This is a genomic window from Streptomyces arenae, from assembly GCF_022343545.1.
In the GTDB taxonomy this organism is placed as follows: Bacteria; Actinomycetota; Actinomycetes; order Streptomycetales; family Streptomycetaceae; genus Streptomyces; species Streptomyces humi.
In genome coordinates, this window is record NZ_JAKQYH010000016.1 from 112,880 (window position 1) to 139,435 (window position 26,556).

The window sequence follows — 26,556 nt, forward strand, 5'->3', positions numbered from 1 at the left end:
CGCGCTGGTCTGGCGAGACGTGAAGCGCGCCCCTTCCGCATGCTCAGGCCTGGTCCCGGCGCAGGGCGGCTACAGCCTGTTCTCGGCGGGACGTCAGCACGCTGCGCTTGTAGTCCTCCCAGGCCATGCGGCGAAGGTGCTTGAGGATCGACTGCTTCATCGATCTGGCGATGCACTGCATGGCGTCTTCGATCTCGCGGTCGTCGTGGGGACTGGCCATGATCACGTCCTCCTCGGCGGTGGTCCCGGGGAGTGCCAGGCGGGCCGGTCCTGCCGCACGGCGAAGCGACCTTCCTGGTCGATGAGTCCGGCCTGGCGGAGCACGCGGCCGTACGCCTCGATGCCGCGCGCCGCGGCCTCGACGACGGGTCTGGCAGCCTCGGCATAGGCGTGCACGACCTGCACGTAGGCCTGACGCAGCGGCCGGGTCTGCTCGACGAACTGCTGGAGTGTCATCCCCTGCTCAGGCTCGGGCTGCTCGGGTTCGAACTCGACGGAGGTGATGCCGGGGACCTCGTGCCACTCGCCGTCCTCGCCGAGGATCTCCAGGCGGCCCGTCATGACGGGTCGCCGGGACGCTGTGCCTGCCGGTCGAGGTCGGTGATGATCGCCTGGCAGACCGCGGCGACCTGAACGACCTCCTCCCGGAACTTCGCGAGGTTCCCTTCGGCGCCGGCCTCGTACACCTCCTCCAGGAGGATCGTCATCCAGCAGCGCTGTGCCGGGTCGTCGTTGGTCCGGCGGAGGCCTTCGGCGAGGTCCTGGAAGAGGACGGTGGAGTGCGGGCCGCGGATGATCGGGTGGTGCTGGTCGCCGAACTTGGCGATCTGGCGCTGGCGTTCGGCGTCGACGGCTTCTGCGAAGTCGCGCATGCCGGGGGTGGTGAACAGGGCGGGGTAGCTCACGTGCTGCTCCGGAGGTCGGTGGTGGTGAGGCGGTGAAAGAGGTCCGTGCACCGTCTGTCGTGCGCTGTGCCGTCGCCGTGGCGCGAGAGCAGGCAGCACGGGTTCAACGGCGGAGGCGTCCGGCCGAGTACGTGCTGCTGTTCCCAGTCGGCTTCGGCGAGCTGTCGGCGGTGGCCGGCGTAGTGGCAGCGTGCGCACCAGGCCAGGAACACGGAGACGTACAGGGCGGCCCCGGCGAGGATCGGGTGCCCGACGGTGACGGCGTAGGCGGTGGAGGCCGCGGTGAGGCCCGCGCCAGTGAGGCAGGCGCGGGCCGTACGACGGTGGGCGGTCACCGCGGCCGCCGGCGGGCGCGGGCGGCCCGAGCCATGGCGGGCAGGACGTGGTGGTGGCCGCAGAGCGGAGCGCCGAGGCAGAGGACCAGGGCGACGAATGCGATGACGGCCGTCACGACGGGTCCATGACGGGCTGTGACGGGTCGACCAGCAGCTGCTGCTCGTCTGGGCGCAGCCGGTCGAAGTTCGGCCTGGTGCCGTAAGGCTCGTGGGCGATTCGGAGGCGAGCCTCGACCAGCTTGGCGACGCGAGGATCGGTCGCGGACTCAGGCATGAGGGGCCTCCGCCTCGGCCTGGCCGGCCTTCTCCATCAGTCCGCTGACGATGACCATGGCGCCGGTGAGCGGGCCGTCGCTGGTGTCGCGCAGGGCCTCCCACACCTCCTGGAGGACCTGCCTGCGAGCGCTCACCTCCGGTGCCTGCACGGCCGGTGGCGTGCCGAGGGTGATCATGCGGCGCAGCAGGTACGCCACCCTGCGTGCGCCCGCGGCCTTCCCGGTGAACCCTTCGTAGTCGAGCCGCTGGCCTTCCTCCCGGGCGACCTCGAAGGCCTCGCGCAGCACGGCGTCCCGGCTGGGCGGCGGGGCCGTCATGACGCCCGTCACCAGGCCGTCAACGCTCAACTCCTCCAGCGCCAGGAGCCGGACGTGATTGCGGATCCGCTCGTCCCGCTGCTCCGACCCGTGCCCATCCCACTGCGCCCGCTCGTCGGTCACGTCGACAGCGGTCACGTGCCGGAAGAGGTCTGCGTGCTCGGCCGGGATGGACCAGTGCATCTGCCAGGCGCCGGCCACGATGTACAGGTCCTGCGATCCCTCCCCGTCATGCGCCGGGGTGATCACGGCGGTGGCCGGGTGGAGGGCTGCGATCCAGGCGAGATGCAGGGCCTGCGCGCGCAGGGCTTCGTCTCGCTCACGCTCGTACGAGTCGGCGTGGCCCTTCCAGCGCTCGGCGTCCTCGCGGGCGAGGCGGAGGTTTTCGGCCTGCCGCATCCCCCGGGCGATGTACTCGGCAGGGTTGACGGCGATGAGGTTGGTGTGGGCGGTCTGCGCGGGCGTCGGCCTGCGGCGGAACAGGCGCGCGAACCGGGGCCGAACCGGTTCCGGTTCCTGGTTACTTCGGGGCTTGTTGATCGTGGACATGTCTTCTCCGGTGGTTGGCCGGAGGTGGGTCCCTGTCCTCGGTGGGTGGGTCCCTGTCCTCGTTGGTGGGCTAGTTGCTGGGGTGTGGGAGGAGGTCGAGGCCGTCGCCGATGTTGTGGGCGAGGTTGCGCCAGCGTGCTGCGGTCTCGGGGGCGGTGGCTTGCTTGGCGTCTGCTCCGGCGATGAGTCCTTCGACGATTTCGGCGAGGTCGTCGGTGTCGCTGAGCTGGAGGAGGACGGCCATCAGGTGTGCTCTGGTGCGACGGGTGGGGGTGCGGGGCTGGGGGTTGGGACCGCGGTGGTGCCGGTGTAGTGGCAGGCGGTGAGGAGGGCTGCGGTGGCGGCGAGGGCTGCGAGGGTTCTGCGCATCAGAACGGCGGTTCGTTGCTGTAGCCGTTGGCCTGGTCGACGGCCCAGGGGTCGTCGTGGGGCGGTGTTCCGGAGCGGCGCTGCTGCTGTCCCTGCTGGGCGCTGCGCTGTCCTCCGCCCTGGGCGTTCTGCTGGCTGGCGGCGTCCTTCGAGACCTTGGCGACGGCGAAGGCCAGGTTCGGCGCGATGGAGCGGATGAGGAGTGCCGGCCGCTCGTGCTTCTGGCCGTCCTTCTCCCAGCGCTCGGTCTTGAGTTCGCCGGTGACGAGGACCTCCATGCCCTTGGAGAGGGTTTCGGTGGCGTTCTCGGCGAGGCGCTCCCAGACGGTGCCGCGGACGAAGAAGGTGTCACCGTCCTCCCACTGCTGGGTCTGCTGGTTGAGGCGGCGGGAGTTGAACGCGAGGGGGACGCTGGCGACAGCCTTCCCGGCCTGGGTGAAGCGCAGCTCGGGGTCGCCGGTGAGTCGGCCGACGCCGGTGAGGGTGGGCAGCAAGGTCATTCCTCCGTGGGGAGTTGGGGCTGGATGGGGATGGCGGTCTGGTCGGGGTGGACGGTGGGCGTCGTGACGGGCGTGACGGGCGTCAGCGCGCGGGCACGGCGGGGCGTCGGGCGCGGGATGAGGCCGCGTCTCTGGCCGCAGATGGGTCCGTAGCCGCGGGTCCGGGACTCCGGCGTCAGCAGGAGTTGCGGGCAGTAGCGGCAGCGGACGACTTCGTTCATCGGCGCTTCTTTCGGCGGTGTGCGTCGAGGCTGGTCACTCCGGTCGGCAGGGTGCCGGGGAGGGCGGGCTGCTGGACGCGGGCGGGGCAGGTGGCGACGTGCGGCATGTGGAGCCGCTCCCAGCCGGTGAGGGGGAGCTCGGCCGAGGGGCGGCGGGAGCGGACGGCGCCGGTGCCGTCTCTCCACACTGCGGCGTTCCCGGCGGGGTCCGCGGTGGGGTCGACGGCGAGGCGCTTCCCGGCCTCGGTGGTGGTCCAGAGGACGGGGCGGAGGCAGTCTCGGCATGGGATGGGTCGCTTCATGGCGTGGTGTTGGTCGGTCGGGAGGCCGCGATGGTGCGGGCCTGGTGGACGTCGGGGGTGAGGGTGCAGGGCTGGCCGGCGGGGGCTTGGCAGATTCGCTCGGGGCATCGGGTTGACATGACCTTGGCGAATTCGATGACGCGGGCGGAGTGCACGTCCCGGCGGCGGTCGACGGTGCCGCGCTGGTTGGTGCACAGCTCGCCCGTGCGGGCCCGGCACCAGGTGCACTGCACGGCCATGGCGGCGAAGCGGTAGGGCCTGCGCTGACGCGGGAGTGGGGTCGTCATGACGCCTTCGCCTCCGGCTCCTGGTCGTCGTCGTGGGCTGCGAGGGCGGTGGCGGAGGCGGCCTGGATGCGGGCCTGCTCCTGGTCGTGGTCGAGGAGCGGGAGGCCGGCGGCCGCGCGCTGGGTGTCCTCCAGGCGGATGGGGTGGACGTCTCGGCGGCGGCGTCCGGCGGTGGTGCAGCTGACGCCGGGGGCGGCTCCGCAGCGGCGACAGGCGCGGCCGCGGGGGTCCTCGGAGGTGTCCCGGCCGACGGGCATCTTGCCGATGGCGGCTCGGGCGGCGGCTGCGCGGCCGCTGTACGGGCCATGATCGGCGCCTGGGGGAAGCGCGAGGCGCTCGGCGGTACCGAGAGACCCGGCGATGCTGCTGGGGCCCGTGAGGCCGTCTCCAGCGGCTCGGATGATCTCGCGGAGGGCGGCAGCAGACTCCGCACCCGTGTGGGTTGGGTCGCCGTCGACCACGATGTTCGCCAGCTCGATGCGCTCGGCGCGACGCGCCTTGACCTCGGCGACGATGTCGGCCGGGGCGATGAAGCGCAGGCGGCCCGCGAGGGCAAGGACGGCGGTACGGGCCTCGTCCAGGCTGTACGGGGCGAGGATCTCTCCCCAGACGTCGGGGGTGTACTCGCCGAACTTCTGGGCGGGGCACGCCGACTTGACGTACTCGGTGAGGTCTACGGCTTCTTCTTCGGTCACTGGGCTGCTCCTTCCTGGCGTGCTGCTGCTCGGGCTCGGGCACGGGCCCGAGCGCGGTCGAATTGGGTCTCGCCAGCGGGCTGGCTGTGGGCGAGGGGGCCCGGGCCAACAGCGGCGTTCATGACCTCGTTGACGACGCTGGGGAGCGTCGCGGGGTGGAGTCCCTTGCGCATCCAGTGCGCGATGCCACGGCGGACGTGGTCGGGGTGGATGCCGTCCTCATCGAGGAGCACCCGAATCTGCTTGGCCATCTGGCCGATGACGGCACCTGGCGGGCGTACTGCGCACCGTTCCAGCCACTCGGCGACGATCGTCTGCGCAGTGACCGGGGCGTCGGAGTCGGCGGCCGGAGCGTCGTCGACGACCTCTCCCTCGAGGACGTCGTCTGTCGCGTCTCCTGTGTCACCGGGGGTGGGTGTGGCGGCGGGACCGGAAGGGTCGGCGGGACCCGCGAACGGTTCCTGGTGGTTCTCTGACGGTTCATTGGTGGTTAGGGGGGCACTGAGTGCGTGACATTCGGACGCAGAGTGCGTGACGTCACGCATCGGGAGTGTGTGACTCACGGACTCTGAGTACGTGACACCCCCCTCTGTCACGTCGTCTGAGTGCGTGACCGTCACGTCGTCTGACTGCGTGACACGCTTCTGCCGTGCCCGCCGCTGACGCTCCGCAGCCTGCTTACGCCCCGCCTCGGCCTCCGCCTCCAGCTCCGCCCAGTCGAACTCCGGCCGCCGCAGGTGCATCTGGAGCTTCCACACCGGGCGCCCCTGGCGGGTGCCGGTCCGCTTGATGAGGCCACCGGCCTCCAGGCGGCGCTCGGCGCGCTGCACGGTCCGCTCGTCGTAGCCGGTCCGGTACTGGATGCGCAGGATCGAGGGATGGCTGTTGGAGCCGTCGGACCGGGCATGCTCGGCGAGGACCTGGAGGACGTGTCGCGCCGTGCTGTCGGGCCGGTCCTTCTCGGTCCGCAGCATCGGGGCGTCGTCCATCGCCCAGGTCACAGCCTCGGTGCTCACTCGCCCTCTTCCTCGTCGTCGTAGTGCTGGTGGCCGGTGGCCCGGCGGCCGGTCACATCCGCCGGGCCACCGGGGCTCAACAGGGCGCCGGCACCTTCGTGGATCCGCTGCGCCGGTACTCCCGCGCACCGGCGGCCAGCGCGTCCCGGCATGCCTGGTCGATCGGCTCGCCCTTCCGCTGGTGCCGCTGGTACGCGGACTTCGTCCCGCACGGCGCGAGGGGACGCCCGGGCCCCTTCGGCTTCGGCTTCTTCCTGGGCGCCTGCTTGGCCTGGGAGGCGGCGATCTCCGCGCGCTGGGCTCCCGTGAGGCCTGCGACGATGCCGGTGCGCAGCGAGGCCGCCGTGTCCGCCTCCCGGAGGAGGATCGCCTCCAGGCACTCCTCACGGACGGGACACTCTTCCTGGCAGATCCTCTTCGCGGCCGACCAGGTCTTCTTCGAGAATCACAGTTCGGGGTCCCTGGTCCGGCACTCGGCCTTCAGCTCCCACTCGCGGTCCACAGCCGGGCCTCCGTTCGGTAGGTCAAGATCCAACGAATCTGCGCTGGCTGCGGGTACATGACGGCCGTCATGACGGGACCACCGAGGACTCCGGAGCACCGGCATAAGTGCCGTGCGCGCGGTAGTGGCGATCGGCAGCCCTCTTGGCCTCACGGCATGCGTCGTCCAGCGGCTCCCTGCGCCTGATGTGCCGCTGGGCGCCGTGGTAAGTGCCACATCGAGCCGAAGCCTTGGGCGGTCGACGCTCAGCCCATTCCGCGGACGTGTGGACTCGGGTCAGGGCCTCACTCAGTGGTGTGTCGTCCGTGGGAAACCAGACTCGGAGAGTCCGGTAGTCCATCCCGAGTCGCCGCGCAATCAGGGATCGGTCCGCGCCGCGTCGGAGAAGGATGTCCGCGGCGTAGGCGATCTCGGGGCCGGTGAGTGTCCAACCCTGGCGACGGCCGTTCGCGGCCAGTTCCACAGCGATCAGGTCGAGACAGATGAGCCCGTCAGCTGTAGCGAGCCAAACCGTGGGCACGGTGAGGTTGGTGACGCTGATCCACTCGCTCTCGCCGCGGACCTGAACAGCGCGCTCACTGTCGCGTTGGCGGGCCTTCACTCGCTCACCGCCGTCACGCTGCTCACCCAGTTGAGGGCGGTGTCGTCGAGCTGCTCGCGGGCGCGGGTCACGGCGACGTACGCCAGGCGGGCCTCCTCGCGCGGCAGGACGACCAGGCCCGTCCGCCGGTCCGGCTTCGGCGCCCGGAAATCCGCGTGGATCCGGACGGCCGGCCACTCGCGGCCCTTCGACCGGTGCGCGGTCGACACCACCAGCTCGGCCTGCGTCTCGGACACCAGCCCGTCCGCAGCGGAAACGATCCGCTCCGGGCCGTGCTCGTCGACGAGCTTGACGAGGACCTCCAGCGAGCCGTCCTCCTCGGCCGCGTACTGCCGGACGTCGTCCCAGCTGGTGAAACCCATCAGCTCCGGGTGATCGGTCGGTTTGCCGTCCTGGAGCGCTCCGGCCGCCCACGCGAGCTGCTTGATGGCGGAGCCGCCACCGACCAACGCGACCTTCCGGCCGGCGGCCAGGGCCTCCAGCACGATGCCCATGGCGCCCGCATTGGTGCGGCACAGGATCGCGTCCGGTGCGTCGAGCTGGCCGACGGTGGACTCGGCGGACTCCCAGCCGGTGAGGCGGAGCGGCGCGTCGATCAGGCGCAGCCACTGGTTCGCGCGGTCGGCGATGGCCGGCCCGAACCGGAACGACTGGCTGAGGGTCAGCTCGGGGCAGCCCAGCTCGGCCGTGAACTTGGCGAGGGCGTCGTTGGCGCCGCGCCAGCTGTAGATCTGCTGGGCCGAGTCGCCCACGGCGATGCGCTGCGCGTGCTCCTGGTCCAGGAGGACGGCCGAAAGCACGTCGTTCGTGTCCTGCGCCTCGTCGAGCAGCACGACGTCCGTGGGGATGCGGGGCTTCGAGAGCGCCCACATCTTCAGGTAGTGATCGTGGGTCAGGTTGAGGACGCTGTCGTCGTCCTGGAGGTCTTCCCAGGCGGCCCGGGCCACCGGCAGGACCAGCTTCACGACCTCGCCGCGGGCCTTCTTCAGGCCGTCGAAGTGGGGGACGTGCTTCTGGATGACCTCGGGGTCGGCGCTGTGGCAGAAGCATTCGATGGTGTCGAGCGCGGCCCGCATGATGATCTTCGAGGTCATCGCTTTCATGCCGCTGCGGTCGGTGAGGACCGTTGGGGTGGCGCCGATGATGCCGAGGATCGAGCGGACGTCGAGGGCCTGGGCGGCCTGGTGCGCGGTCTGGCGCGGGCGTTGGAGCCGCGCGCCGTACCGTGGGTCGAAGGCCAGGCCGTGGCCGGTCTTGGACATCACGTTGGACGGGAAGGAGCGGCGGGCGTCGGCCGCGATCGCCGAGTTGTAGGCGACGTACGTCATCCGGCGCCGCCGGTCCGCCCGGGCGATCATCTTCAGCGTGCTGGACTTGCCGCAGCCCGCGCCGGCCTGGAGGACGAGGTCGAGCCCATCGCCGTACGTCTCGATCGCGTCGGCCTGCTCTGGGGTGGGGTTCACCACTGTGGTGCACCTCCTTTCTGGGGGTGCGGGCCCGCCCCGCATGGGGTCGGGGCGGGCCCGCGGTCAGTGGTGAATCAGGCGGGCTGCTTGGCGAGGCCCTCGACCATGGCGGCGAAGTCGGCGGCGGCGTTCGGCCGGTCGCCGAAGTTGGTGAGGGTGTCGAGGAGCGTCTGCGCCTCGTCCTTGGTCAGCTCGTTGGCCGAGCCGATCGAGCGGCCGATGATGACCGAGGTCACCCGGAGCCGCTCGTCGCGGGCCTCCTTCGCCCCGAGGCCGACCTTGGCGAAGCAGGCGTGCATCATCCGCATCTGCGGGGCCGTGACGGGCGTCGGACCCTGCTCCTGGTCGGTGGCAGTCGTGCGGGCGAACGTCGCGGCGGCGGCACGCAGTTGCTCGGCCGTACCCCAGATTGCGTCCGTGCCGTACTCGGCCTTGAAGCGCGCGCTGGCTGCGTCGACGTCGAGACCAACGGCCTTGGCCGCCGCGTACATCGCCTCGCGGGCCCTGGCGGTCTCGGCGGCGATCTCGGCGTCCGACGTCGGCGCTGACGAGCCGGTGACGCCCGTCGTGACGGGCTTGACGGCCTGCCCGTACTCGGCGATGACGGGCCCGAGCGTCGCAGGCTCGCCGGTCACCGGGTGCAGGAGGTCGGCTCCGAGGAGGTTCCGGGCCTTCGCCCGAGCGTGCAGCGCCAGGGCCCGCTCGTACGTCAGGCCGTCGGCGACCAGGTCGTCCACGATGGCCTGGACGGGGTCGACGCCCTGGCCGAGCTGCTCCAGGATCGCCTCGGCGAAGTCCTCGCCCGGGTGGTGCACACAGGCGCCATCCAGGGCGGAGTACCTGGTCTTGGTGACGGTGCCCGTGCCCGCGATCATGTCGATCACGACGTCGACCTCGTACTCGGCGCCCTCGCGCTGGACCGTCTTGACGCCGATCTTGGTGACGGTCTTCCCCTCCATCGCGTAGTCGTTCTTCGTCCGCATGGTGACGATGACGTGCCCGGGGAAGTTCAGGAGCGCGTCGAGCATCTCCTGCTCCAACTCGTTCACGGGGCCCCAGGCGGTGAACTTGCCGCCGTAGTTCCCGGCCTTCTTCGACTCCTCGTCGACGCGGGCGAGGAGGCCGCCCTTGCCCGCCCAGAAGGCCGACCAGCTGTCGATGATGAGGACGGCGACGCGCGCTTCGATCGCGGCGTTCACCGCGCCGATCAGGTTCTCCGGGGAGCAGAACGCCATCGGCAGGTGGGCGAACTCGTGTGCCTCGATGTCCGGACGGCCCGGCACCGGGGCGTACTTGAGGGCGGAGCGCCGCTCGGTGTCGACCAGGCCGATCACGCCTCCCTGGGCGAGCCGCTCGGCCATGCGGAGGGCCGTCTTGGTCTTGCCGGAGCCGCCGGGGCCCTGGAGAGCGATGCGGGCCTTGGCGGTCTCGCGGGTGGCCGGCGCGAAGGTGAAGGTGGTCACGCGGTGCTCCCGTTGGTGCGCGGGTTCGGAATGGTGGGGCTGACGGGCAGGGCGGAGAGGCGGCGGATGTTGGCCACGACGCGCATGACGGTGGCGAACGTCCACGACTTCTTCCGGTAGGCCGCGGCGCTGTCGCCAGGCGCGCGGCGACAGGTGCCGTCGAGCTGCGCTGCGATGGCGTCGGCGAGCTGCTCGCCGTTCTCGCGGCGGAGCTCGGCGAGCAACTGCGCGGCCTCGGCGGGGCGCAGGGCCTGGCCGCTGGTGAGGGCGCGGTGGGCCCGGTAGTACGCGCTCACTCCTCGGCCTCCGGGTCGTACTTGGCGGCGATCTCCAGGGCGGTGACGGTGTAGCCGATCGGGCGCTCCTGGCCGTCGACGGTGGCGACCAGTTCAGAGATGCCGTCTTCCGGGTCGACGATCCAGTCGAAGGTGGCCGTGGGGAGGTCGCGCCGGGCGTGGTCCTCGGCGTGCTTCCGGGCCTCGGCCTCCGTCGTGTACGTGTCCAGCGGGACGACGTCCCACGTGGCCCGGTAGACGGTGAGTGTGGGCGCGCCCGTGTCGGTGGGCTCCTCCACGCGGAGCGCCTGGACGGCCGCGAAGATGCGGGTCAGCCGGTCCGGCTGCACGGACCCGAGGTCGATCCACCCTTCCGTCCACTCCTCCGGACGCTGCGCGGCAGACGACCAGGACTGTCCGGCGCCGGCCTGCTCGAATCCGAAGGCCCGCGGGTGCGCCTTCGTGGGGTGTACGCCGACACCGACGCAGATGAAGTTCGGCCGGTCCTCGGGCGCCCGGAACGGCGCGTCCCTCGTGTACATCCGGCCCGGCTGGAAGAAGCTGACGGGAGTGGCATCGGCCGCCTGGTCGCGGCTGCTCTTCTCCTCGGTGTCGGGCATCATCGTGAGGATCTCCTCGATCCCTTGACGGAGTCCGATCGGCGCGTCTTCCTTCCACTGGAGCGCGAACATCACAGCCATGGCGAGGCAGTTGCGTTCGGCGGCTGTCTCCGGCGACTGGAGCAGCTGGGCGGACTGAAGAGCCTCGGCGGCCTGCGTCGCCAGGTCGTAGGACGACCCGTTCAGCCACGCGGCCTCGATCACGCGCTTCGCCGCCAGGGCGAGCTGCGAGATGGTCATCAGTCGTCACCGCCCGTCGGGGTGACTGCGCCCGCCACGACGAGCAGAACGCCAACGACCATGGCGATTACGAGCGTCCAGATCATGCGGGCTCACCGCCCATGGGACCGTCGTCGCCGTGCCCGTCCAGGTACTCGAAGCCCTGATAGCGGATCCGCACGCCGTGCGCGATGCCCGAGACCGTGTGGGTCCGCCACGGGCGCTGCGAGTTGGTGGACTGCTGCGGCTCGCTGACCTTGGCGTTGCTGCCGCGCAGCGTCCTCGCCAGCTCCTGGGCGATCTCACCGATGGCACTGGGCTTGGCGTTCCAAGCCGCATCCAAACTGATGGTGCCGTCGTGCTGGAGACCCCAGTTGATGGGCAGCTTGCCGAGTGCGGGCCGCTTGGCGATCAGCATCTGCACGACGGCCGCCTGCACGGGCGTCTGGTTCGTCATTCGGACTCGCCCCCCGTCATGACGGGCGTGACCAGCTGCGACGGGTTGTCCGTGACGGCCGTCAGACCGCCCACCTGACGCGCGAGATTCAGCAGGGTGCACTGCTCGGGGCGGCCGTCCATCGACAGCAGCGGCATCCCGTCCGAGTCGCGAACGCCCTGGTAGTACCAGATAGCGCCTTGCTGGTCCTGCTGCGGCAGCGCCAGGTCGTACACCAGCCCGTCCAGCTCGTACGGCGCCTTGGCCGTCCGCCTCGCGTGCGCCCGCGCCTCGGGAAGGTCGTACGCCACGACCGCTACCTGGACCCCGTCCCGGTAACCGTCCCCGCTGACCACGTACGGGAGCGGCCGCTCCTTGTCGTGCGTGATCCCGAAGTACGCCCGCCACTGCCCCCACTGGGACTGATCCGTGATGTGCAGCGAGACGAGGATCCGGTCGCCGTCAACCTGGAGGTTCTGGAAGGCGGGGTGCGAGCCCACGTGGCGCTGGATGGTGGCCGCGACGTGCTGCGCCCACTTGCACGACTGGTCCCAGGCGACGGCCTGGGCCTCCAGCTCGGTGTGCGTCGGCTCGGGCCGGTCCGTCCGGCGCGGGAGTGCCGGCCGCTCCTCGTGCTCACGCGCCCAACCGCCGTCCGGCGTCCGGTGCAGGACCACACCCGCTCGCTCCTGGTCCACCAACAGACGGGCCTCGTTGAGGGCGTGGGCGATGGCGGCGGACGGGTCGCTGCCGCTGGACGCGATGGCCGCGCGGATGACCCTCACGGCGTGGGGGATGTTCTTGTTCATGCGGCCATCACCCCGTCGGCCCTCAACTGGCGCTGCATGCTGCGCATCCCACGGAAGGTGAGGGTCTTGATCGCCTGGGGGCGCTTCCCCATGCGCGCGGCAACGTCCTCCAAGGAGAGGTGCTCCAGGTACCGCAGCCGAATGCACTGCTGCTGTGCCATGGTCAGGGCGGCCATCGCCGCCGACACGGCCTCGGCCGCCTGCGCCGCGTCCACGCCGCGCAGAACGATGTCCTCGGTGCTGTCGGCCTCGCTGCCGTCGAGCATGTCGCCGGTGGGCACCTCCCGCCGCGTGCGGCTGGCCTTGAAGTGGTCGGCGACCAGGTTGCGGGCGATCGTCACCAGCCAGGCGCCAAAGTCGCGGCCCTGCCAGGTGAAGGTGTCGATGCGGCGCATGGCCCGGAGGAACGTCTCGCTGGTCAGGTCCTCGGCGAGGACCCTGGAGCCGCCGACGCGGTAGTAGATGAAACGGAACACGACGTCGTGGTTCTCGTTGTAGAGCGTGCCGAAGGCGTCGCGGTCGCCCTGCCTGGCCCGGCGGATGAGCTCGGGCTCGGTACTTCTGGCGATCTTGGCGTTAGCCTGGGAAGACACAGCCAGATCTCCTTCCTTGCAGTGGGATTTCGGTTGGTGCTGAGGGCCGCTCCGGGTCACGTCCGGGGCGGCCTTCGTGTGTCAGGCCTTGCTGAACGGCTCGACGGCCGTGCGCTCGGCCTCGCGGCGAAGGTCTTCGAGCGTGAAAGTGATCCGTCCGCCATCCAGGTGGTGGTGGACCTTGCGCTCGTAGCAGCGCTGCTTCAGCACGCGCACGCTGCGGTACGGCAGCAGCTGCTTCTCGACGACCTCCTCCGGCGTCAGCCGGCGGAGCTCCGCGCCCTCATCGGCCGCGGTCTGCCGCTGTGCGGCGCTGGCCGCCAGGAGGCGCTTCAGCTTGGAGTGGTACCTACGCGTGGCCTTCCTTCCGGTCACGGCGTCTTCTCCTTGAAAGTCAGCAGGTCAGGACTGGTGTCCAGTGCCGTGGCGACCCGCTGGAGCTTGTCCTCCGACGTCGTTCGGATCTGGCCACGTTCCAGGCGGGAGAGCCAGCCGCGGTTGAGGCCGGTCAGCGTCTCCACCTGGCGAATGCTCAGATTCCGAGCTGTACGGAAGGCGCGAATTGCTTGTCCGTGGGGTCTCACGCTTACGATCTAAGCGCACTCTGCCTACCAATGCAAGCACTCTGACCCAGATATGCTTGGAATCCAAGCATTCAGGTGCGGTCAAGGCGCACCAGAGGGGCACTTGATGCAACCCTCTGCGGACAATGCACCCAATACACGCAGGTCAATAAGCCGGATCCGCTCTGTCTGCGTGCAACCCATTGGTGCATCATGGAGGCCATGGACTCGGACTTCGCACGCCTCGGTGAGCAGCTCAAAGCCGCCCGCCTGGCTAGACGGCCGCGCGTCTCGCAGACGGATGCGGCCGCCGCGCTCGGAGTGGGCCGCAGCACCATCCAGAAGATGGAGGGGGACTCGGTCGGTCAGGTCACGCGCACGACCGTCCAGGCTTACGCACGGTGGCTGCACTGGACCGAAGACTCGGTCGACCGCGTGCTCGCCGGCGGAGATCCGGCCATGGCGACCGATGGCGAAAAACCGACTATCCGACCCGTTCCTGATCTCGGCCTCTCCCCCGATGTCGAGTACGAACTGCGCACCGGAAAGGTCCTCGGAAGCCAGGTGTTCAACCTCGGCCCCGACGACTCGGACGGGCAGATCATCGTCGTTCTACAAGGGAAAAAGGACGCCACACCCGAGGAAGTGGAACGCATCGCCGCCCGGTACCGGAAGGCCCGCCGACACCTTCAGGGGATCGCTTCCGAGGCCGACGAGGTTGCAGAGTCATAGACGACTTTTTGCAGATCCGTGGCGTGAAAGCGCCCCGTGTGGTTGCATGCACGGACCGTCACCGAGAGGGGGGCACCACTCGGCGGATCGGGGATGCGACATGGACTTGACCATTGAAGTGGAGCGACACAAGGGCGCTTGGTTTGCGCCGTACATGAAGGACCACATCTGCGAAGCGGAAGGCCGCGCCACAGTCGTCTTCCACTTCCACTGGGACGACATCACACCCGAAGGCGCAGCAGCATTCTGCGACGTCTTCACACAGCAGGCCCTGCGGTGGAAGCCGCGGACACCAGAGGCACCGCGAGGCCCTCGCATCCCCATCTGGATGGAGCTGGAGCCGGACATGGAGCCCGGGTGCGCAATCGTCGTCGACGACCGGCCGGAGTACATCCGGTACGTCGTGCGCGCCGGCCTCATCAAGCAGCGGGCCGCTGACGCGATCACCCGCTCGCAGTCCGAGCGATCACCGGACTGGGTGCGCGTGCCCGCGCGCTACGTGTCACATCTGCGGGCCGTCTGACCCCAGCCGGAACACCAGCAGGGGATCAGACATGGCGTACGCAGAGAAGGTCCACAAGGTCAGGAACGGGAAGAAGACCACCCAGTTCACGTGGCGGTGCAAATACAAGGCGCCCCCCGGGCACAAGCCAGCGTGGCTGACGGAGTCGGGCTTCCCCACGAAGAAGGTGGCGGAGGAGTGGGGGGCCGAGCAGGAAGCAGCGATCCGCGCCGGTACGTGGATCGATCCGGTGAAGCTGGGCACGCCGTTCGGTAAGTGGGTGGAGATCTGGAAGACGGCGAACCGCCGGCGGCCGCGGACGCAGTCGAGCCGGGCGTACCTCCTGGACAAGCTGCTGCTGCCCAAGTGGGAGCACACCGCGCTGAAGGAGGTGAACAACGTCTTCGCGGTGCAGGCCTGGGCGACGGAGGTGTCGAAGCCGCACGGGCCGCATGACCCGGACACCGTGGCCCAGGCGCGGAGTCTGCTCTCCAGCATCCTGTCCGGTGCTGAGGACGCCGGGTACATCCACACGAACAAGCTCTTCGGCCGGCGCATCTTGGCGGGCGTGGACCACGTGGACGAGGGCGAGGAAGAGGTGTGGGCGCAGCCCGAGGAGGCTCAGATGCTTTATCAGCGGCTGGGCGGGGTGCAGGGGCTGATGGTTCTCACGGACTGCTATCTGGGACTGCGGTGGGGCGAGTTGGCGGGCCTCCACAAGGACAACTGCCTTATCAAGAAGATCGACAAGGTGGACGGGAAGCCGTTCGTGCGGCACGTGATCCGCGTCGATCCGAAGGTCGGGTCGCTGCACGAGGATCCGATCGAGCTCGACGAGGAGGGGTTGGCCGCCTGGCACAAGGCGGAGGACGCGCGCCTGGAGGAGTGCCGGGCGAACGGCTGGAAGGCGAACCGGAGGAAGACGCCGAAGAGCCGCCTGGAGGTGTACCTGGGGCCTCCGAAGAACAAGTACAGCGCACGGGAGGTAGACGTCCCGGAGTTCCTGGCGCGGCTCCTGGACCGGCACCTTGAGGCGTGGCCGTACGACCACCCGTTCACGACACCGTCCGGGACCTGGTGGTTGCGAGGCAACTTCGGGCGCGAGCTGCGGCCGGCGGCCGACGGACGGGAGGCGATCCCGCGGAAGCGCGGGTATGCCGGGCGGGAGGGCTGGGAGCCGATCCTGAAGGGGTTCACGATGCGCGGGGCACGGCACACCGCGGACACGTGGATGAAGGAGGACCGGGTGGACCGGGCTCTGCGGTTCGCGTCGCTGGGGTGGGTGCCGAAGGACATCGAGGGGACGTACGAGCACATCACGCCGGAGATGCGTCGGCAGCGCCTGGACGCGCTTACGGCTCGGTGGCGGCGAGGACGGCGGGTGACGCTGCGGAGCGTGGCGTGACGGCCCTCGGGAGTTGATCTCCCGAATATCCCCTAAATGATCTACAGAGCCCCCTTCCTGATCATGGAAGGGGGCTCTGACCTGTGTGGGCGCGGACGGTTTCGAACCGCCGACATCCTGCTTGTAAGGCAGGCGCTCTACCACTGAGCTACGCACCCGGGACGAGTCGACAGCCTACATTGCCCGAGGCCCTGTCCCGCAAACCCGTATCCGAGCCCGTCGCTCGAAACCGTGAACTGATCGGCTCGTGTGTTCGTCTTTTCCAGGTGGGACAATGTCATCGGCGCAAGGACACAGGGCGCACCGCGGCACGGGAGAGGGTAGTGACGGCGACATCGGCGACACCCGGGCAGTCGTACTCGCCTCCCCCGCGGTCCCGGCCGCGCCCCGGCCCGTCGGCGTCGTCGCGGTCGCGGCTGCTCCGGGACTCGCTCACGCTCGTCGGTCTGCCGGTGCTGGCGCTGCTCGTGCTGCCGGGGGCGTTCGCCGGCGGGGGGACCCGGCGGTGGTTCGGGGGGCGGGCCGAGGGGCAGCGGGCGGAGGCGCAGGCGGCCAAGGACGCCGCCGCCGCCGCGTTCTACGAGCTGGACACCGCGCAGCGGGATCTGCGGATCTCGATAGAGACCATCACCGCCGTCGACGACTCGCCGGCCGCCCGTCGGGCCGTGACCGACTTCGAGGCGCTGGGGCGTCGGATCGACGAGGTGAGCAACCGGTACATCCAGGCCATCGACGCCTACGACCTGGACCGGGACGATCTGGAGGCCGCCGTCGCGGCGCGGGCGCGGACGGAGATCACCAAGGCCAAGGACGAACTGGTCGGCGTCAAGCGGGAGCTGGACCGGTTCGGGGAGTCGCTGGGGCCGCTGCTGGGCAAGGCCGAGACGCAGCTGGCGCGGCTGGCGCCCGCCGTGGAGCGGGCCCGGCAGGCGCTGCTTGCGGCGAGCAACGCGCTCGACGCCGTGCGGCGGACCGAGCTCAGGGCCGATGACCTGGCGGCTCGGCTCGCGGCGCTCGCTCCTGAGCTGACGAAGCTGAATCAGGGTGCCGGTCAGCACGGGGCGCAGGCGACGCTGGAGCGGGCCGGGCGGGTGCAGCGGGAGGCCGAGGCGATCCGGGTCGAGGCGGAGCGGCTGCCGGAGCAGGCCGCCGAGATCGATCACCGGCTGGTGAGTCTGCGGACCCGCGCGCAGGCGCTGACCACCCGGGCCGGGCAGGTGGACCCGGTCCTGAGCGAGCTGCGGCGGCGGTTCTCGGCGGCCTGCTGGCAGGATCTTCAGCAGGTGCCGGAGCAGGCCGCGGTGAACGTCCGGCAGGCCGAGGTGAAGCTGCGGGAGGCGCAGGCGGCGCGGGACGCGCAGAGGTGGGCGGACGCCACGTCGTTGCTGTCCACGGTGCGGGCGTTGCTCAACGGTACGGACGAGGCCGTTTCCGCCGCCGGTGACCGGCTGTCGCGGCTGAACGCGGTGCAGAAGGATCCGCAGGCGGAGATCGAGCGGACCCGGTTCGCGATCCGTGACGCGCAGCGGCTGGCGATGGCGGGGCGGACGAGCCCTGATCCGCGGCACGCGCGGCCGCTGGACGAGGCGGTGGCGCGGCTGGACCGGACGGCCGGGATGCTGGAGGGGCGGCATCCCGACTACTGGCGTTTCCTGACGGAGACGGAGGCGGTCCGGCAGTCGGTCGCGCGGGTGGTGGCGCAGATCCGGGAGGATCGCGGGGCCGGCGCGCAGTGAGCCGTTTGCCGCCGGGCCGTGCCGGGCGGATATTGGTGGGAGCGGCCGGCGACGGCGGTCCCCCGCCGGGGCGGCGGTCGACGGTCCTGACAGCGATCCGCGATCCAGATCAGGAGGCGGAGATGGCCTCACACACGCACTCGGGGACGCGGCGGCGCATCCTGTTCGACGAGGCTCTGCCCGTCGACCACCGGCTGAACAGGGTCTACCGGATCGGTGCCGGTCTGATGGGCCTGTTCCTGGTGGCCTTCGGCATTCTCGGGCTGACCGACAACATCGGTTTCTTCGACACCGGGGGCAACACCGCGATCGGCCTGAACACCAACGGCGCGCTGAGCGTGTTGTCGATCTGTGTCGGGCTGCTGCTGTTCGTCGGGATGGTGATCGGCGGGAACTTCGCGTCGACGCTGAACATGGTGCTCGGCGTGCTGTTCATCCTGAACGGCTTCCTGTTCCTGGGCCTGCTCGGCACGGATTCGAACTTCCTGGCCTTCGGGATCCAGAACGTGCTGTTCAGTTTCGTGGTGGGGCTGGTGCTGATGGTGTTCGGGATGTACGGCAGGGTCAGTACGAACCTGCCGCACGACAACCCGTACTGGCGGGCCCGCCACCCCGAGGCGGAGCAGCGGGCCGTACCGTCGGCAGCCGATGATCAGGTGCGGTAGGCGTAGTAGTACGCGTTCGGGTAGGACGCGATGAGGCTCGCCAGCGACCTGCGGTAGGTGTTGTTCGAGTGGTACGTGACGTACGGGATGCCGTTGGCCTTGTACGTCACGATCATCGTGTGGTCCTTCTCCCCGTTGCGGTCGAAGTCCATCTGGATGACGTCGCCGACCTCGGCCTGGTAGACGTTGGCGAGCGGGGTGGTGCGCTTGGAGTTCTGCGCGAACCAGGACCACTCGTTGACGCCGACGAACGAGTCCGACTGGATGTCGGCGTTGCCGAACCACTTGGTGTAGTCGTAGACGTAGCCCGGGACGTGCTTCCAGCCGCCGGCCTTCAGGGACTGGCTGACGAAGTTGGTGCAGTCGCCGCCGGCGCCGTGGCCGTTGAAGTCCGGGTAGTCGGTGTTGTAGTTGTTCCAGTACTTCTCGGCGTAGGCGGCCATCGCCTTGTAGTCGTACGTGCCGCCGGTCAGCGTCTTCGGCACGGCCGCCGGGTTGCGGGTGGTGGCCGCGCGCGGGGCGTCCGGGGTGGTGTTGCCGTCGTCGCCGGTGGCGGGGGCCTTGACCGAGGGCTTGGACAGCGTGTTGACGGCGAGGCCGCCGTCGTCGGTGTCCTGGATCCTGGTGAGCTGCCAGACGCCCTGCCGGTCGGCCTTGAAGGTCAGCTCGTGGTGGGCCTGGAAGCCGGTGTTCTTCGGCTGGCCGGCGGCGGCCTTCGCGTAGGTCAGCGTCGTGGTCTCGGTGATGTCGGCCTTGGCGGTGCGGCCGGTGACCCGGGTCGCGTCGAGCGTCACCTGGGTGCTGCCGGCGCTGTAGGTCTCGCCGAGCTTCGCGATGCTGCTCTGGCGGCCGCGCAGCTGCGTCAGCGCCTTGTCCTCGTCGCGCGTCTGGGTGCTGGAGAGGCGGACGTCGCCGGAGAAGCGGGAGGTGGTCTGCTTCTGGGCGGCCCCGTGGACGAGCGCCTGGGTGCGGTCGGTGAAGACCGCGTCGGCCAGCTTCTGGAAGGTCGCCTTGGTCGCGGCGTCCACGGTGGGGTCGTCGACGACGGCCGCGCCCGCGCTCCAGTTGGGCACGAGGGCGACGCCGGCGACGACCGACGCGGCCGCCGCCGTGACTATGGCCGCACGGCTCCGCCTACGGCTCAGTTTTCTGGATTTCAATGGTGTTTCCCCTCTACGCCGGTACACCTACCGGGCGACGGCATCTTCGCACGGCGTGTGTGACAGCTGTGAAGGGGGTTGCACGATTGGAATCCGCTTGCTGTCGAGTCGAGTTGACATCCTCCGGCGGTATGTCGCATACCGCTTATTTCACGACGGTCGACCAGTCCGCCGGCGCCTGGGCCGGGTCGAGGGTGCGCAGCCGGGCCAGGGTCTCGGGGTCCTGGGCGTCGAGCCAGTCCGAAAGCTCCTTGAAGGACACGCACTTGACGCCCTTCTTGGTGCATATCTTGGGGATGACCTGGTCGATGGCCTTCATGTAGATGCTGCCGTTCCAGTCCTCGAAGTGGTTGCCGATGAACAGCGGGGCGCGGCTGCCGTAGTAGACGCGGTTGAAGCCGTTCATGTACGAGTTGACGGCTTCCTGTTCCCATTCGGCGTACTTGGAGGGGTCGCCGTCGACCTCGCCGCCGGACTGGTTGTAGAGGAAGTTGAAGTCCATCGACAGGGCCTGGATGTTGCTGCCGTAGGGCAGCAGCTGGAGCGGGAAGTTCCAGAGGCCGTCCTTCTTGCCGGGCCATATCTGGTAGTCGCCGGGGGAGCTGGCGTCGTACTTCCAGTTGTAGCCGTACTTCTGGAGCGCCTTGAGCAGGTTCGGCTGGCCCTCCAGGCAGGGGGCGCGGCCGCCGACGACCTCCTGTTTGAAGTCGAAGGGCAGGGCGGGGATGTCCTTGAAGCCGGTGTTGGTCTTCCAGTTCTCCACGAACTTGTAGAACTGGTCGATCTCGCTCTTCCACTGGGCGACGCTCCAGTCGCCGCCGCCCTTGGCCTCGCAGAAGTGGCCGTTGAAGTGGGTGCCGATCTCGTTGCCCTGGTCGTACGCCTCGCGGAGCTGCTCCAGTGTGGTGCGGATGTGGGCGTCGGTGGCGTAGTCGATGGCGGCGTCGCCGGGCTGGTGCATGGGCCCGGTGTAGAGGGTCTTCTTGCTCTTGGGCAGCAGGTAGATGCCGGTGAGGAAGAAGGTCATGTGGGCGTTGTACTCCTTGGCCATCTCCCGGTAGTGCGAGAAGAGATGGTCGTCGCCCTGCAGGGCGCCGTCCCAGGAGAAGACGACGAACTGGGGTGGTTTCTCACCGGGCTTGAGCTTCTCGGGCTTCAGCTGGTCCTTCTGCGGCCCGGTGTACGACGTGGAGCCGTCCCCGAGGATCTTCGTCTTGCCGTCCCACTTCGGTGAGGCCGACGCCGACGGGCTGGCCTTCTTGGTGCCGGAGGCGGTGGGGGTGGTGTCGTCCTGCTTGGTGAGCACCAGGTAGCCCGCGACGAGGGAGGCGACGACGAGGAAGGCGGCCAGCGTCATGAACTCCGGGCGGGCGGGGCGGCGGTCACGGGCGGGCGCCTTGCGGCGGCGGCCGCCGGTTGTCGGCTTCGTACGGGGCTTCATGCGGGGCTCATTCTGCGCGGGTGGTGGGGCGGGGCTCGGGGCTTCGGTGGTCAGTCAAGGCCCATGGCCTTCGCCCAGACCGTGTACGGGACGTTGTCGGTGCCGGTGCCGGCCAGTCCCTGGAGCGGGAGCGGCTCCAGGGACTTGTTGAGGTCGATGCGGTATACGACGACCGATGTCGTCACGTTCGAGAGTGTGCCGGTGTACCAGGAGGCGGTGTCCTTGCCGGTGGCTTCGGTGGTGCCGGCCTTGCCGGCCGCGGTGGTGCTGAGCGCGGCCGTCGGGTGGGCCAGGCGGAACGATTCGGTGAGCGCCTGCTCGACGTCCTCGGCGACGTCGTCACGGACCGCGCGGGTCGGCTGCGGGGTGTTCAGGGCGACCCGGTGGCCGTTGCGGGTGATCTTGGAAACGGAGTAGGGCTCGGTGTGGTTGCCGCCGGCCGCGAAGGTGGCGTATCCGCTCGCCATGCGGATGGCGCTGGGGGTGGAGCTGCCCATGGACAGGGCCGGTACCTGCGCCCCGATGGTGTCGGAGAGCAGTCCGGAGGCGATCGCGGTGGAGCGCACCTTGTCGAGTCCGGTGTCCATGCCGAGTTGCATGAACGGTGTGTTCACGGAGTAGGCGAGGGCTTTCTCCAGGCTGATCTGTCCGTACGACTTGCCGTCGTCGTTGTTCGCGTGGACCTTCTTGCCGCTGCGGTCCCAGTACGGTCCGTCGAGCGTGGTGACGGGGATCTTGTCGTCGCCGTCGTAGAGCGTTCCGGGCAGGACGTCGGTGGCGGCGCCGCCGCGTTCCTTGTGGATGCCGTTCTGCAGCCCGGCGGCGTAGACGAAGGGCAGGAAGGAGGAGCCGGCCTGGACGGTGGTGGCGTTGGACTCGTTGTAGCCCTGTTTCCGGTGGTCCGGGCCGCCGTAGACGGCGACGATCCGCCCGTCGGTGGCGACCGAGGCGGCGCCGTAGTGCGCGGCGTCGGCGAGCTTGGGGTCGCTCTTCTTGGCGTCCTTGCGGGCCTTGGTCACGGCCGCGGTGAGCGTGGCCTCCTTCTTCCGGTCGAACGTGGTGTAGATCTGGTAGCCGCCGAGGTCGAAGTCCTTGTCCGAGATGTGGGCGGACTTCTTGGCGTACTGCTGGGCCAGTTCCACCAGGTAGTCGCTCTGGCTGCCGGTGTCGTACACCTTGTTGGTGGCGATGGGTTCCGGGAACGTCTTGTACTTGGCCCGCTCGGCCGGTGACAGCTTGCCGATCTTGACCATCCGGTCCAGGATCCAGGTCCAGCGTTCCACCGCGCGCTTGTGGTTGGCGGCGCTGAGCGTCGGGTCGTAGAGCCCGGCGCCCTTGAGCAGCGAGGCGAGCATGGCGGCCTGGCTGGCGTTCAGCTTGCTGACGTCCTTGCCGTAGTAGGCCTGGGCGGCGCGCTGGATGCCGTACGTCCCGCGGCCGAACCAGCTGGTGTTGAGGTAGCCCTCCAGGATCTGGTCCTTGCTCATCTTGTTGTCGAGCTTGAGGGAGATCATGGCTTCGGTGAATTTGCGGCTTACCGTCTGGTTCTGCGTGAGATAGACGTTTTTCACGTATTGCTGCGTGATGGTGGAACCGCCCTCGGTGTCCCCTTCGCCGATTGTGCGGTAAAGGGCCCGGGTGATGCCCTTGACCGAAATCCCGGGGTCCGAGTAGAAGCTCTCGTTCTCCGCGGCGAGCACCGCCCAGCGCACGTCCACGGGTATGTCCTTGAGCGGCATGTCCTGCCGCTGCACCCAGCCGGTCCGGGCCATCGGCGTGCCGTCCGACCAGAAGTACACGTTGTCCTGCTGGGTGGCGTAGGTGTTGAGGTTGGAGGGGATGTCGGTGGCCGCGTAGGCGACGACGAGGAACAGCCCGGTCAGCCCGATGCCGCCGAGCCAGGCGCCGAGCCACTGCCGCCAGGACGGCACCCAGCGCCGCCAGCCGGCCCGGCCGGGCCGCGGGTACATCGGCCGCAGTTTGCGCGCGTACGGCGCCAGTGGCGCGAGCCGGGGCCCCACGAGAGCCCGGAACCCCGCCAGGGCCGCCAGCACCCGCTCACGCGGCGTCGGGCGGGCGCTGCGGCGCCGTTCGGCCCGGCTGCCGGAGGCCGTCGGTTCCGAGTCCGGCTGCCGCTGTTCGGGCACCCTGATCTGCATCGTGACGTCCGCCCGCAGGGCGTCCACCTTCAGGTGCAGGGTCTCGTCGTGGACCGGCCGCTCCGGCTTCTTCCGGCGCTGCCCGGCAGCGGGCGCCGGGGCGTCACCGGCACCGGGGCGCGCGTCCTCGCCCTCGTCCGCCTTCGCGGCGTCCCCGGCGCGCAGGGCGTGCAGCTCGTTCCACAAGGCCTCCGCCTTGCTCCGCGCGACCTCCTGCGCATGCCGATCGTCGTCGCCCTGCGGCCGCAGAGCATGCTCCGCACGCAGGCCGTCGACCTTCAGATGCAGGGTCGCATCCGGCTCGAACGGCTTCTTTCCCCGGGATCCGGCCTGGTCACGGCCCTTCTCCGGGTCGCCCGTCCGCCCCGTTGCGTCCGTCACGACTGCGTCTCCCCTCGCACTCGGTCTTGCGCGCGCGGTTAGACAGGTCGGGTGGACAGGCCGCGACAGTCGCGGCGCTATGAGCCCCCCTCTTCCCCCGGTCTTTCGGCTCCTCGCGGCCAGCTCAAATTATCAGCGATCTTTTCAAAATCTCCGCACAAGTATCGGACAGAAAGGAACACTCATGAAATTCTGAGGTGCAGTGATGCCCGTCACTCCCGCATCACTGCCGTTAGCCTGTTCCCATGCCCCGCTACGAGTACCGCTGCCGTACCTGCGCCAACACCTTCGAACTCGCCCGTCCGATGGCTGAGTCGTCGGCTCCGGCAGTCTGCCCCGACGGGCATGAAGACACTGTAAAGCTCTTGTCCGCGGTGGCGGTCAAGGGTACGACGTCGGCGCCCGCCGCCGCCTCCGCGGGCGGCTGTTGCGGCGGCGGCTGCTGCGGTTAACCCGCTGTACGAACGGCCGTCAGGAATTCCCGCAGGATTCGTTCCCCGGCGAGCACCCCGCGCTCCGGCAGCGCGCTGATGGCCGGCCCGGCCCACCCGACGTCGGCCAGCTCGCCGTGGCCCGGCCGCCAGCCCCGGTCCGCGGCCAGCAGCAGGTCGGCGTCGAGCAGCGAGTCCCCGGCGGCCAGCGTCAGTTCGGCCCCGGTCCTGCGCGCCACCTCGCGCATCGCCGCGCTCTTCGTCAGCGGCTTCGGTACGGCGTAGATCTTCCGGCCCTGGAGGGACACCGTCCAGCCGCGGTTCTCCGCCCACACCGCGAGACCCTTCACCCACTCCTCGGGCAGCAGCTCCCGCTCCACCACCAGGTAGGCGAACAGGTCCTCGGCGACGCGCTGCTTGCGCAGCCACACCGGGTCGGCGTGCTCCGTCAGATACGCCCGCACCTCGTCCAGCGGCGCGCACTCGTCGGCCAGCCGCGCCAGCACCTGCCCGTGCCAGTCCCCGTCGGTCACCCCGTCCACCAGCAGATGACCGCCGTTGGCGCAGATGGCGTACCTCGGCGCGGGCCCCGGCAGGTTGATCCGCTCGTACTGCTTGCGGGTCCGGGTGGTCGTCGGCACGAACACGGCCGTGTCCCCCAGCTCGGTCAGCAGCCGCGCCGCCGTCTCCGTCAGGTACGACAGCGGCCTGGCCTCGTGCACCTCGACACAGAGCAGCCGGGGCGCCCGCGCGTCCGGCATGGTCAGCGCCAGGGCCCCCGCGGAGTAGATCAGCGTACGGTCGAGGTCGCTCGCGACGAGCACCGCCATCAGACGTTCACCGTCCGGCCGTCGGCGCCGGTCGCACCACGGGTGTACTTCGGGTGGATCAACCCGACACAGGTGTACGGCAGTTCGCCGACCTCCTCCACCGGTACCCCTCTCTGCTCCGCCAGCAGCCGCACATGGTCCAGGTCGGCGCCCGCCCCGGCCCGCGCCAGGATCTTCCAGGGCACCCGGCGCAGCAGCACCCGGGTGGTCTCGCCGACACCCGGCTTGACGAGGTTCACGTCGTGGATGCCGTACTCCTCGCTGATCCGCTCGACGGCCGCCCAGCCCTCCCAGGTCGGCGTCCGGTCGGCGACCGCCAGCTCCTTCACGGCCGTGTCCACCGCGTCCACGACCTCGCCGAAGCGCGCGGCCACCGCGTCCAGGAACGCCACCGACACGTCGGCGCCGGCCAGCTCGCGGTAGAACTTGGCGCCGTGGAAGTCGTGCGGGCCCACCAGGTCGGCCCGCAGCACGGTCCGCGAGATCAGTCCGGAGACGGTCGAGTTGAGGCAGGCGGAGGGGATCAGGAAGTCCTCCCGGGTGCCGTACGTCCGCACGCACGACCCGGGGTCCGCGAGCACGGCGATCTCCGGGTCGAACCCGGTGACGCCCGCCTGCTCCTCGAACTCGGCGACCGCGTCGGCCAGTTCCCTGGTGATGGCACCCTTGCCGGTCCAGCCGTCCACGAAGACGACGTCCCGCGGGTCGTGGTGCGCGGCCAGCCAGCGCAGCGCGTTCGCGTCGATGCCCCGGCCGCGCACGATCGACACCGCGTAGTGCGGCAGGTCCAGGCCGTACCGGAACTGCGCCCAGCGGCGCATCAGCACGCCCACCGGGGTCCCGGCGCGGGCCAGCGACACCAGCACGGGGCGCGGTGACCGCTCCGCCAGCACGGTCTCGGTGACGACCCCCACGGCCTGCGCGATCCGCGCGGCCGACGTCTCCAACGCGGCGTGGAACAGCGCCTGGTACCGCTCGCTCGGCTGGTACTCCACCGGCAGCGACTCGGCGTAGTGCGCGCCGCCGCTCTGGATGGCCTCCTCGCGCTCCTCGGTGGGTGCCTCCAGCGTGACCTCCGAGAGGTCCTGGAGCAGCCAGCCGACGTCCTCGGGCGCGTAGGAGGAGAAGGCGGGGCCGCGGAGGGGCTCGGGCAGCATGGCGGGGCTCTCTTCGCAGGGCGCGGGGACGTACGACGGTACAACCGCGAGCAGAACGTGCGGGGCATGCGCGCCGAGCCCGGCCAGCAGGCCGTCGGGGGCGTGCAGTTCGGGGGTGTCGCCGGTGGAGTCGACGAAGAGGACGACCGCGTCGAAGCCGGCGCCGGCGACGTTGTACGCGTAGCGCTCGCCGGGGCCGTCGGCGGGGTCGTCGTGGGCCGGGAAGACGAGACGGCTGCGGATGGCGTAGCCGGGGTCGTCGACGGCCAGGACGGGCGAACGGGTGGTGGTGGAGTACCGGACCTCGGCGGTCACCAGGGCCTCCAGCTCACGGGCCACCCTGAGGGGCGTGTACATCAGCTCCTCGAAACCGAGCGTCAGCACGCGGCGGGCGTCGGGGGGCAGGGCTTCGGCGAGCCTCGCGGCCATCAGGGGGAGGGCCGACTCCAGCCGCCTCCGGTGGGCGGGAGTGAACCCGTGCCGCCCGCCGTCGGGAAGCCCGGGAGGCCAGTGCAGGTCGACACGGGTGAGGTGGGAGTGGGGGGTCGTCCGGTTGTCGGTGGGGTGCGGGCCGGGCGGGTGAGCGGTCATCCGGTTGTCGGTGGGGTGCGGGCGGGACGGGTGGGGGGTGGTGCGGT

The 26,556-nt window shown here is 70.0% G+C and carries 34 protein-coding genes, 1 tRNA gene and 1 pseudogene; 6 read left to right on the forward strand and 30 right to left on the reverse strand.

Features of this window, described 5'->3' with window-relative positions:
- Positions 1-43 precede the first annotated feature (43 nt).
- From MB828_RS09035 to MB828_RS09145, 24 genes and pseudogenes are all read right to left on the reverse strand, one after another.
- Positions 44-220, reverse strand: a complete 177-nt coding sequence (locus tag MB828_RS09035; protein ID WP_301647721.1) for a hypothetical protein — start codon at positions 218-220, stop codon at positions 44-46.
- Between the two features lie 2 nt (positions 221-222).
- Positions 223-561 (reverse strand): hypothetical protein, encoded by a 339-nt coding sequence (locus tag MB828_RS09040; protein WP_301647722.1) that lies wholly within the window; start codon positions 559-561, stop codon positions 223-225.
- On the reverse strand, positions 558-905 hold the full coding sequence (locus MB828_RS09045) for a hypothetical protein (protein ID WP_301647723.1): 348 nt from the start codon (positions 903-905) through the stop codon (positions 558-560). The genes MB828_RS09040 and MB828_RS09045 overlap by 4 nt, the downstream gene beginning before the upstream one ends.
- Positions 902-1,240, reverse strand: a complete 339-nt coding sequence (locus tag MB828_RS09050) for a hypothetical protein (RefSeq protein ID WP_301647724.1) — start codon at positions 1,238-1,240, stop codon at positions 902-904. The genes MB828_RS09045 and MB828_RS09050 overlap by 4 nt, the downstream gene beginning before the upstream one ends.
- Positions 1,241-1,352: 112 nt before the next feature.
- A complete protein-coding gene (locus MB828_RS09055; protein WP_301647725.1) occupies positions 1,353-1,514 on the reverse strand; it encodes a hypothetical protein in 162 nt (53 codons plus the stop codon).
- Entirely contained in the window at positions 1,507-2,382 is an 876-nt protein-coding gene (locus MB828_RS09060) for a hypothetical protein (protein WP_301647726.1), read from the reverse strand. The genes MB828_RS09055 and MB828_RS09060 overlap by 8 nt, the downstream gene beginning before the upstream one ends.
- A gap of 70 nt (positions 2,383-2,452) precedes the next feature.
- Positions 2,453-2,626 carry a hypothetical protein gene (locus MB828_RS09065; protein WP_301647727.1) on the reverse strand — a complete coding sequence of 58 codons (174 nt, stop codon included), beginning with the start codon at positions 2,624-2,626 and terminating at the stop codon, positions 2,453-2,455.
- A gap of 124 nt (positions 2,627-2,750) precedes the next feature.
- On the reverse strand, positions 2,751-3,251 hold the full coding sequence (gene ssb, locus MB828_RS09070; protein ID WP_301647728.1) for a single-stranded DNA-binding protein: 501 nt from the start codon (positions 3,249-3,251) through the stop codon (positions 2,751-2,753).
- Positions 3,248-3,472, reverse strand: coding sequence for a DUF6011 domain-containing protein (locus MB828_RS09075; protein WP_301647729.1), 225 nt, complete (start codon positions 3,470-3,472; stop codon positions 3,248-3,250). The genes ssb and MB828_RS09075 overlap by 4 nt, the downstream gene beginning before the upstream one ends.
- A complete protein-coding gene (locus tag MB828_RS09080) occupies positions 3,469-3,774 on the reverse strand; it encodes a hypothetical protein (RefSeq protein WP_301647730.1) in 306 nt (101 codons plus the stop codon). The genes MB828_RS09075 and MB828_RS09080 overlap by 4 nt, the downstream gene beginning before the upstream one ends.
- The gene (locus MB828_RS09085) at positions 3,771-4,061 is read right to left on the reverse strand and encodes a zinc finger domain-containing protein (protein ID WP_301647731.1); all 291 of its coding nucleotides are present in this window, start codon (positions 4,059-4,061) and stop codon (positions 3,771-3,773) included. The genes MB828_RS09080 and MB828_RS09085 overlap by 4 nt, the downstream gene beginning before the upstream one ends.
- Entirely contained in the window at positions 4,058-4,756 is a 699-nt protein-coding gene (locus tag MB828_RS09090; protein WP_301647732.1) for a zinc finger domain-containing protein, read from the reverse strand. The genes MB828_RS09085 and MB828_RS09090 overlap by 4 nt, the downstream gene beginning before the upstream one ends.
- Positions 4,753-5,772 carry a hypothetical protein gene (locus MB828_RS09095; RefSeq protein WP_301647733.1) on the reverse strand — a complete coding sequence of 340 codons (1,020 nt, stop codon included), beginning with the start codon at positions 5,770-5,772 and terminating at the stop codon, positions 4,753-4,755. The genes MB828_RS09090 and MB828_RS09095 overlap by 4 nt, the downstream gene beginning before the upstream one ends.
- On the reverse strand, positions 5,769-5,924 hold the full coding sequence (locus MB828_RS09100; protein ID WP_301647734.1) for a hypothetical protein: 156 nt from the start codon (positions 5,922-5,924) through the stop codon (positions 5,769-5,771). The genes MB828_RS09095 and MB828_RS09100 overlap by 4 nt, the downstream gene beginning before the upstream one ends.
- 146 nt (positions 5,925-6,070) lie before the next feature.
- Positions 6,071-6,190 (reverse strand): annotated as a pseudogene (locus MB828_RS46820) (hypothetical protein); the annotation flags it as partial.
- Between the two features lie 681 nt (positions 6,191-6,871).
- Positions 6,872-8,338 carry a UvrD-helicase domain-containing protein gene (locus MB828_RS09105; RefSeq protein WP_301647735.1) on the reverse strand — a complete coding sequence of 489 codons (1,467 nt, stop codon included), beginning with the start codon at positions 8,336-8,338 and terminating at the stop codon, positions 6,872-6,874.
- Positions 8,339-8,415: 77 nt separating this feature from the next.
- Positions 8,416-9,804, reverse strand: coding sequence for an AAA family ATPase (locus MB828_RS09110; RefSeq protein WP_301647736.1), 1,389 nt, complete (start codon positions 9,802-9,804; stop codon positions 8,416-8,418).
- Positions 9,801-10,100 carry a hypothetical protein gene (locus tag MB828_RS09115; RefSeq protein WP_301647737.1) on the reverse strand — a complete coding sequence of 100 codons (300 nt, stop codon included), beginning with the start codon at positions 10,098-10,100 and terminating at the stop codon, positions 9,801-9,803. The genes MB828_RS09110 and MB828_RS09115 overlap by 4 nt, the downstream gene beginning before the upstream one ends.
- Positions 10,097-10,939, reverse strand: a complete 843-nt coding sequence (locus MB828_RS09120; RefSeq protein WP_301647738.1) for a hypothetical protein — start codon at positions 10,937-10,939, stop codon at positions 10,097-10,099. Before MB828_RS09120 ends, MB828_RS09115 begins: the two co-directional genes overlap by 4 nt.
- An 82-nt stretch (positions 10,940-11,021) precedes the next feature.
- The gene (locus tag MB828_RS09125; protein ID WP_301647739.1) at positions 11,022-11,375 is read right to left on the reverse strand and encodes a hypothetical protein; all 354 of its coding nucleotides are present in this window, start codon (positions 11,373-11,375) and stop codon (positions 11,022-11,024) included.
- Entirely contained in the window at positions 11,372-12,163 is a 792-nt protein-coding gene (locus tag MB828_RS09130) for a BN159_2729 family protein (RefSeq protein ID WP_301647740.1), read from the reverse strand. The genes MB828_RS09125 and MB828_RS09130 overlap by 4 nt, the downstream gene beginning before the upstream one ends.
- On the reverse strand, positions 12,160-12,756 hold the full coding sequence (locus MB828_RS09135) for a sigma-70 family RNA polymerase sigma factor (RefSeq protein WP_430381353.1): 597 nt from the start codon (positions 12,754-12,756) through the stop codon (positions 12,160-12,162). Before MB828_RS09135 ends, MB828_RS09130 begins: the two co-directional genes overlap by 4 nt.
- Positions 12,757-12,837: 81 nt before the next feature.
- Positions 12,838-13,131, reverse strand: a complete 294-nt coding sequence (locus MB828_RS09140) for a hypothetical protein (protein ID WP_301647741.1) — start codon at positions 13,129-13,131, stop codon at positions 12,838-12,840.
- The gene (locus tag MB828_RS09145) at positions 13,128-13,340 is read right to left on the reverse strand and encodes a helix-turn-helix domain-containing protein (protein WP_301647742.1); all 213 of its coding nucleotides are present in this window, start codon (positions 13,338-13,340) and stop codon (positions 13,128-13,130) included. Before MB828_RS09145 ends, MB828_RS09140 begins: the two co-directional genes overlap by 4 nt.
- Positions 13,341-13,541: 201 nt before the next feature.
- On the opposite strand from MB828_RS09145, the gene MB828_RS09150 reads away from it, so the two are divergent.
- The 3 genes from MB828_RS09150 (at position 13,542) to MB828_RS09160 (ending at position 15,958) form a co-directional block, all read left to right on the forward strand.
- Entirely contained in the window at positions 13,542-14,051 is a 510-nt protein-coding gene (locus MB828_RS09150; RefSeq protein ID WP_301647743.1) for a helix-turn-helix domain-containing protein, read from the forward strand.
- 100 nt (positions 14,052-14,151) lie between these two features.
- Complete coding sequence (locus MB828_RS09155) at positions 14,152-14,574, forward strand: hypothetical protein (protein WP_301647744.1); 423 nt, start codon at positions 14,152-14,154, stop codon at positions 14,572-14,574.
- A gap of 31 nt (positions 14,575-14,605) precedes the next feature.
- Positions 14,606-15,958 (forward strand): hypothetical protein, encoded by a 1,353-nt coding sequence (locus MB828_RS09160; protein WP_301647745.1) that lies wholly within the window; start codon positions 14,606-14,608, stop codon positions 15,956-15,958.
- 86 nt (positions 15,959-16,044) lie between these two features.
- On the opposite strand, the gene MB828_RS09165 is transcribed toward MB828_RS09160, so the two are convergent.
- Positions 16,045-16,116, reverse strand: a tRNA-Val gene (locus tag MB828_RS09165).
- 165 nt (positions 16,117-16,281) lie between these two features.
- On the opposite strand from MB828_RS09165, the gene MB828_RS09170 reads away from it, so the two are divergent.
- Together MB828_RS09170 and MB828_RS09175 are read left to right on the forward strand one after the other, a co-directional pair.
- A complete protein-coding gene (locus MB828_RS09170; protein ID WP_301647746.1) occupies positions 16,282-17,694 on the forward strand; it encodes a hypothetical protein in 1,413 nt (470 codons plus the stop codon).
- Between the two features lie 122 nt (positions 17,695-17,816).
- Positions 17,817-18,359 carry a DUF4383 domain-containing protein gene (locus MB828_RS09175; RefSeq protein WP_301647747.1) on the forward strand — a complete coding sequence of 181 codons (543 nt, stop codon included), beginning with the start codon at positions 17,817-17,819 and terminating at the stop codon, positions 18,357-18,359.
- Here MB828_RS09175 and MB828_RS09180 read toward each other — a convergent pair.
- The 3 genes from MB828_RS09180 to MB828_RS09190 form a co-directional block, all read right to left on the reverse strand.
- Positions 18,347-19,519: an amidase domain-containing protein gene (locus MB828_RS09180; RefSeq protein ID WP_133022143.1), complete on the reverse strand. Its 1,173-nt coding sequence runs from the start codon at positions 19,517-19,519 to the stop codon at positions 18,347-18,349. The genes MB828_RS09175 and MB828_RS09180 overlap by 13 nt on opposite strands.
- Before the next feature lie 145 nt (positions 19,520-19,664).
- Positions 19,665-20,960: a hypothetical protein gene (locus tag MB828_RS09185; protein ID WP_301647748.1), complete on the reverse strand. Its 1,296-nt coding sequence runs from the start codon at positions 20,958-20,960 to the stop codon at positions 19,665-19,667.
- A gap of 50 nt (positions 20,961-21,010) precedes the next feature.
- On the reverse strand, positions 21,011-23,119 hold the full coding sequence (locus tag MB828_RS09190) for a transglycosylase domain-containing protein (RefSeq protein ID WP_301647755.1): 2,109 nt from the start codon (positions 23,117-23,119) through the stop codon (positions 21,011-21,013).
- Between the two features lie 626 nt (positions 23,120-23,745).
- Between MB828_RS09190 and MB828_RS09195 the strand changes: the two genes are divergently transcribed.
- Positions 23,746-23,952, forward strand: coding sequence for an FmdB family zinc ribbon protein (locus MB828_RS09195; RefSeq protein WP_133022141.1), 207 nt, complete (start codon positions 23,746-23,748; stop codon positions 23,950-23,952).
- Here the strand turns inward: MB828_RS09195 and MB828_RS09200 are convergent.
- Together MB828_RS09200 and MB828_RS09205 are read right to left on the reverse strand one after the other, a co-directional pair.
- A complete protein-coding gene (locus MB828_RS09200) occupies positions 23,949-24,761 on the reverse strand; it encodes an HAD family hydrolase (protein WP_301647749.1) in 813 nt (270 codons plus the stop codon). The two genes, MB828_RS09195 and MB828_RS09200, sit on opposite strands and share 4 nt — an antisense overlap.
- The coding region (locus tag MB828_RS09205) for a cysteine protease StiP domain-containing protein (protein WP_301647750.1) at positions 24,761-26,556 on the reverse strand (1,796 nt) is incomplete at its 5' end. The genes MB828_RS09200 and MB828_RS09205, both read right to left, overlap by 1 nt.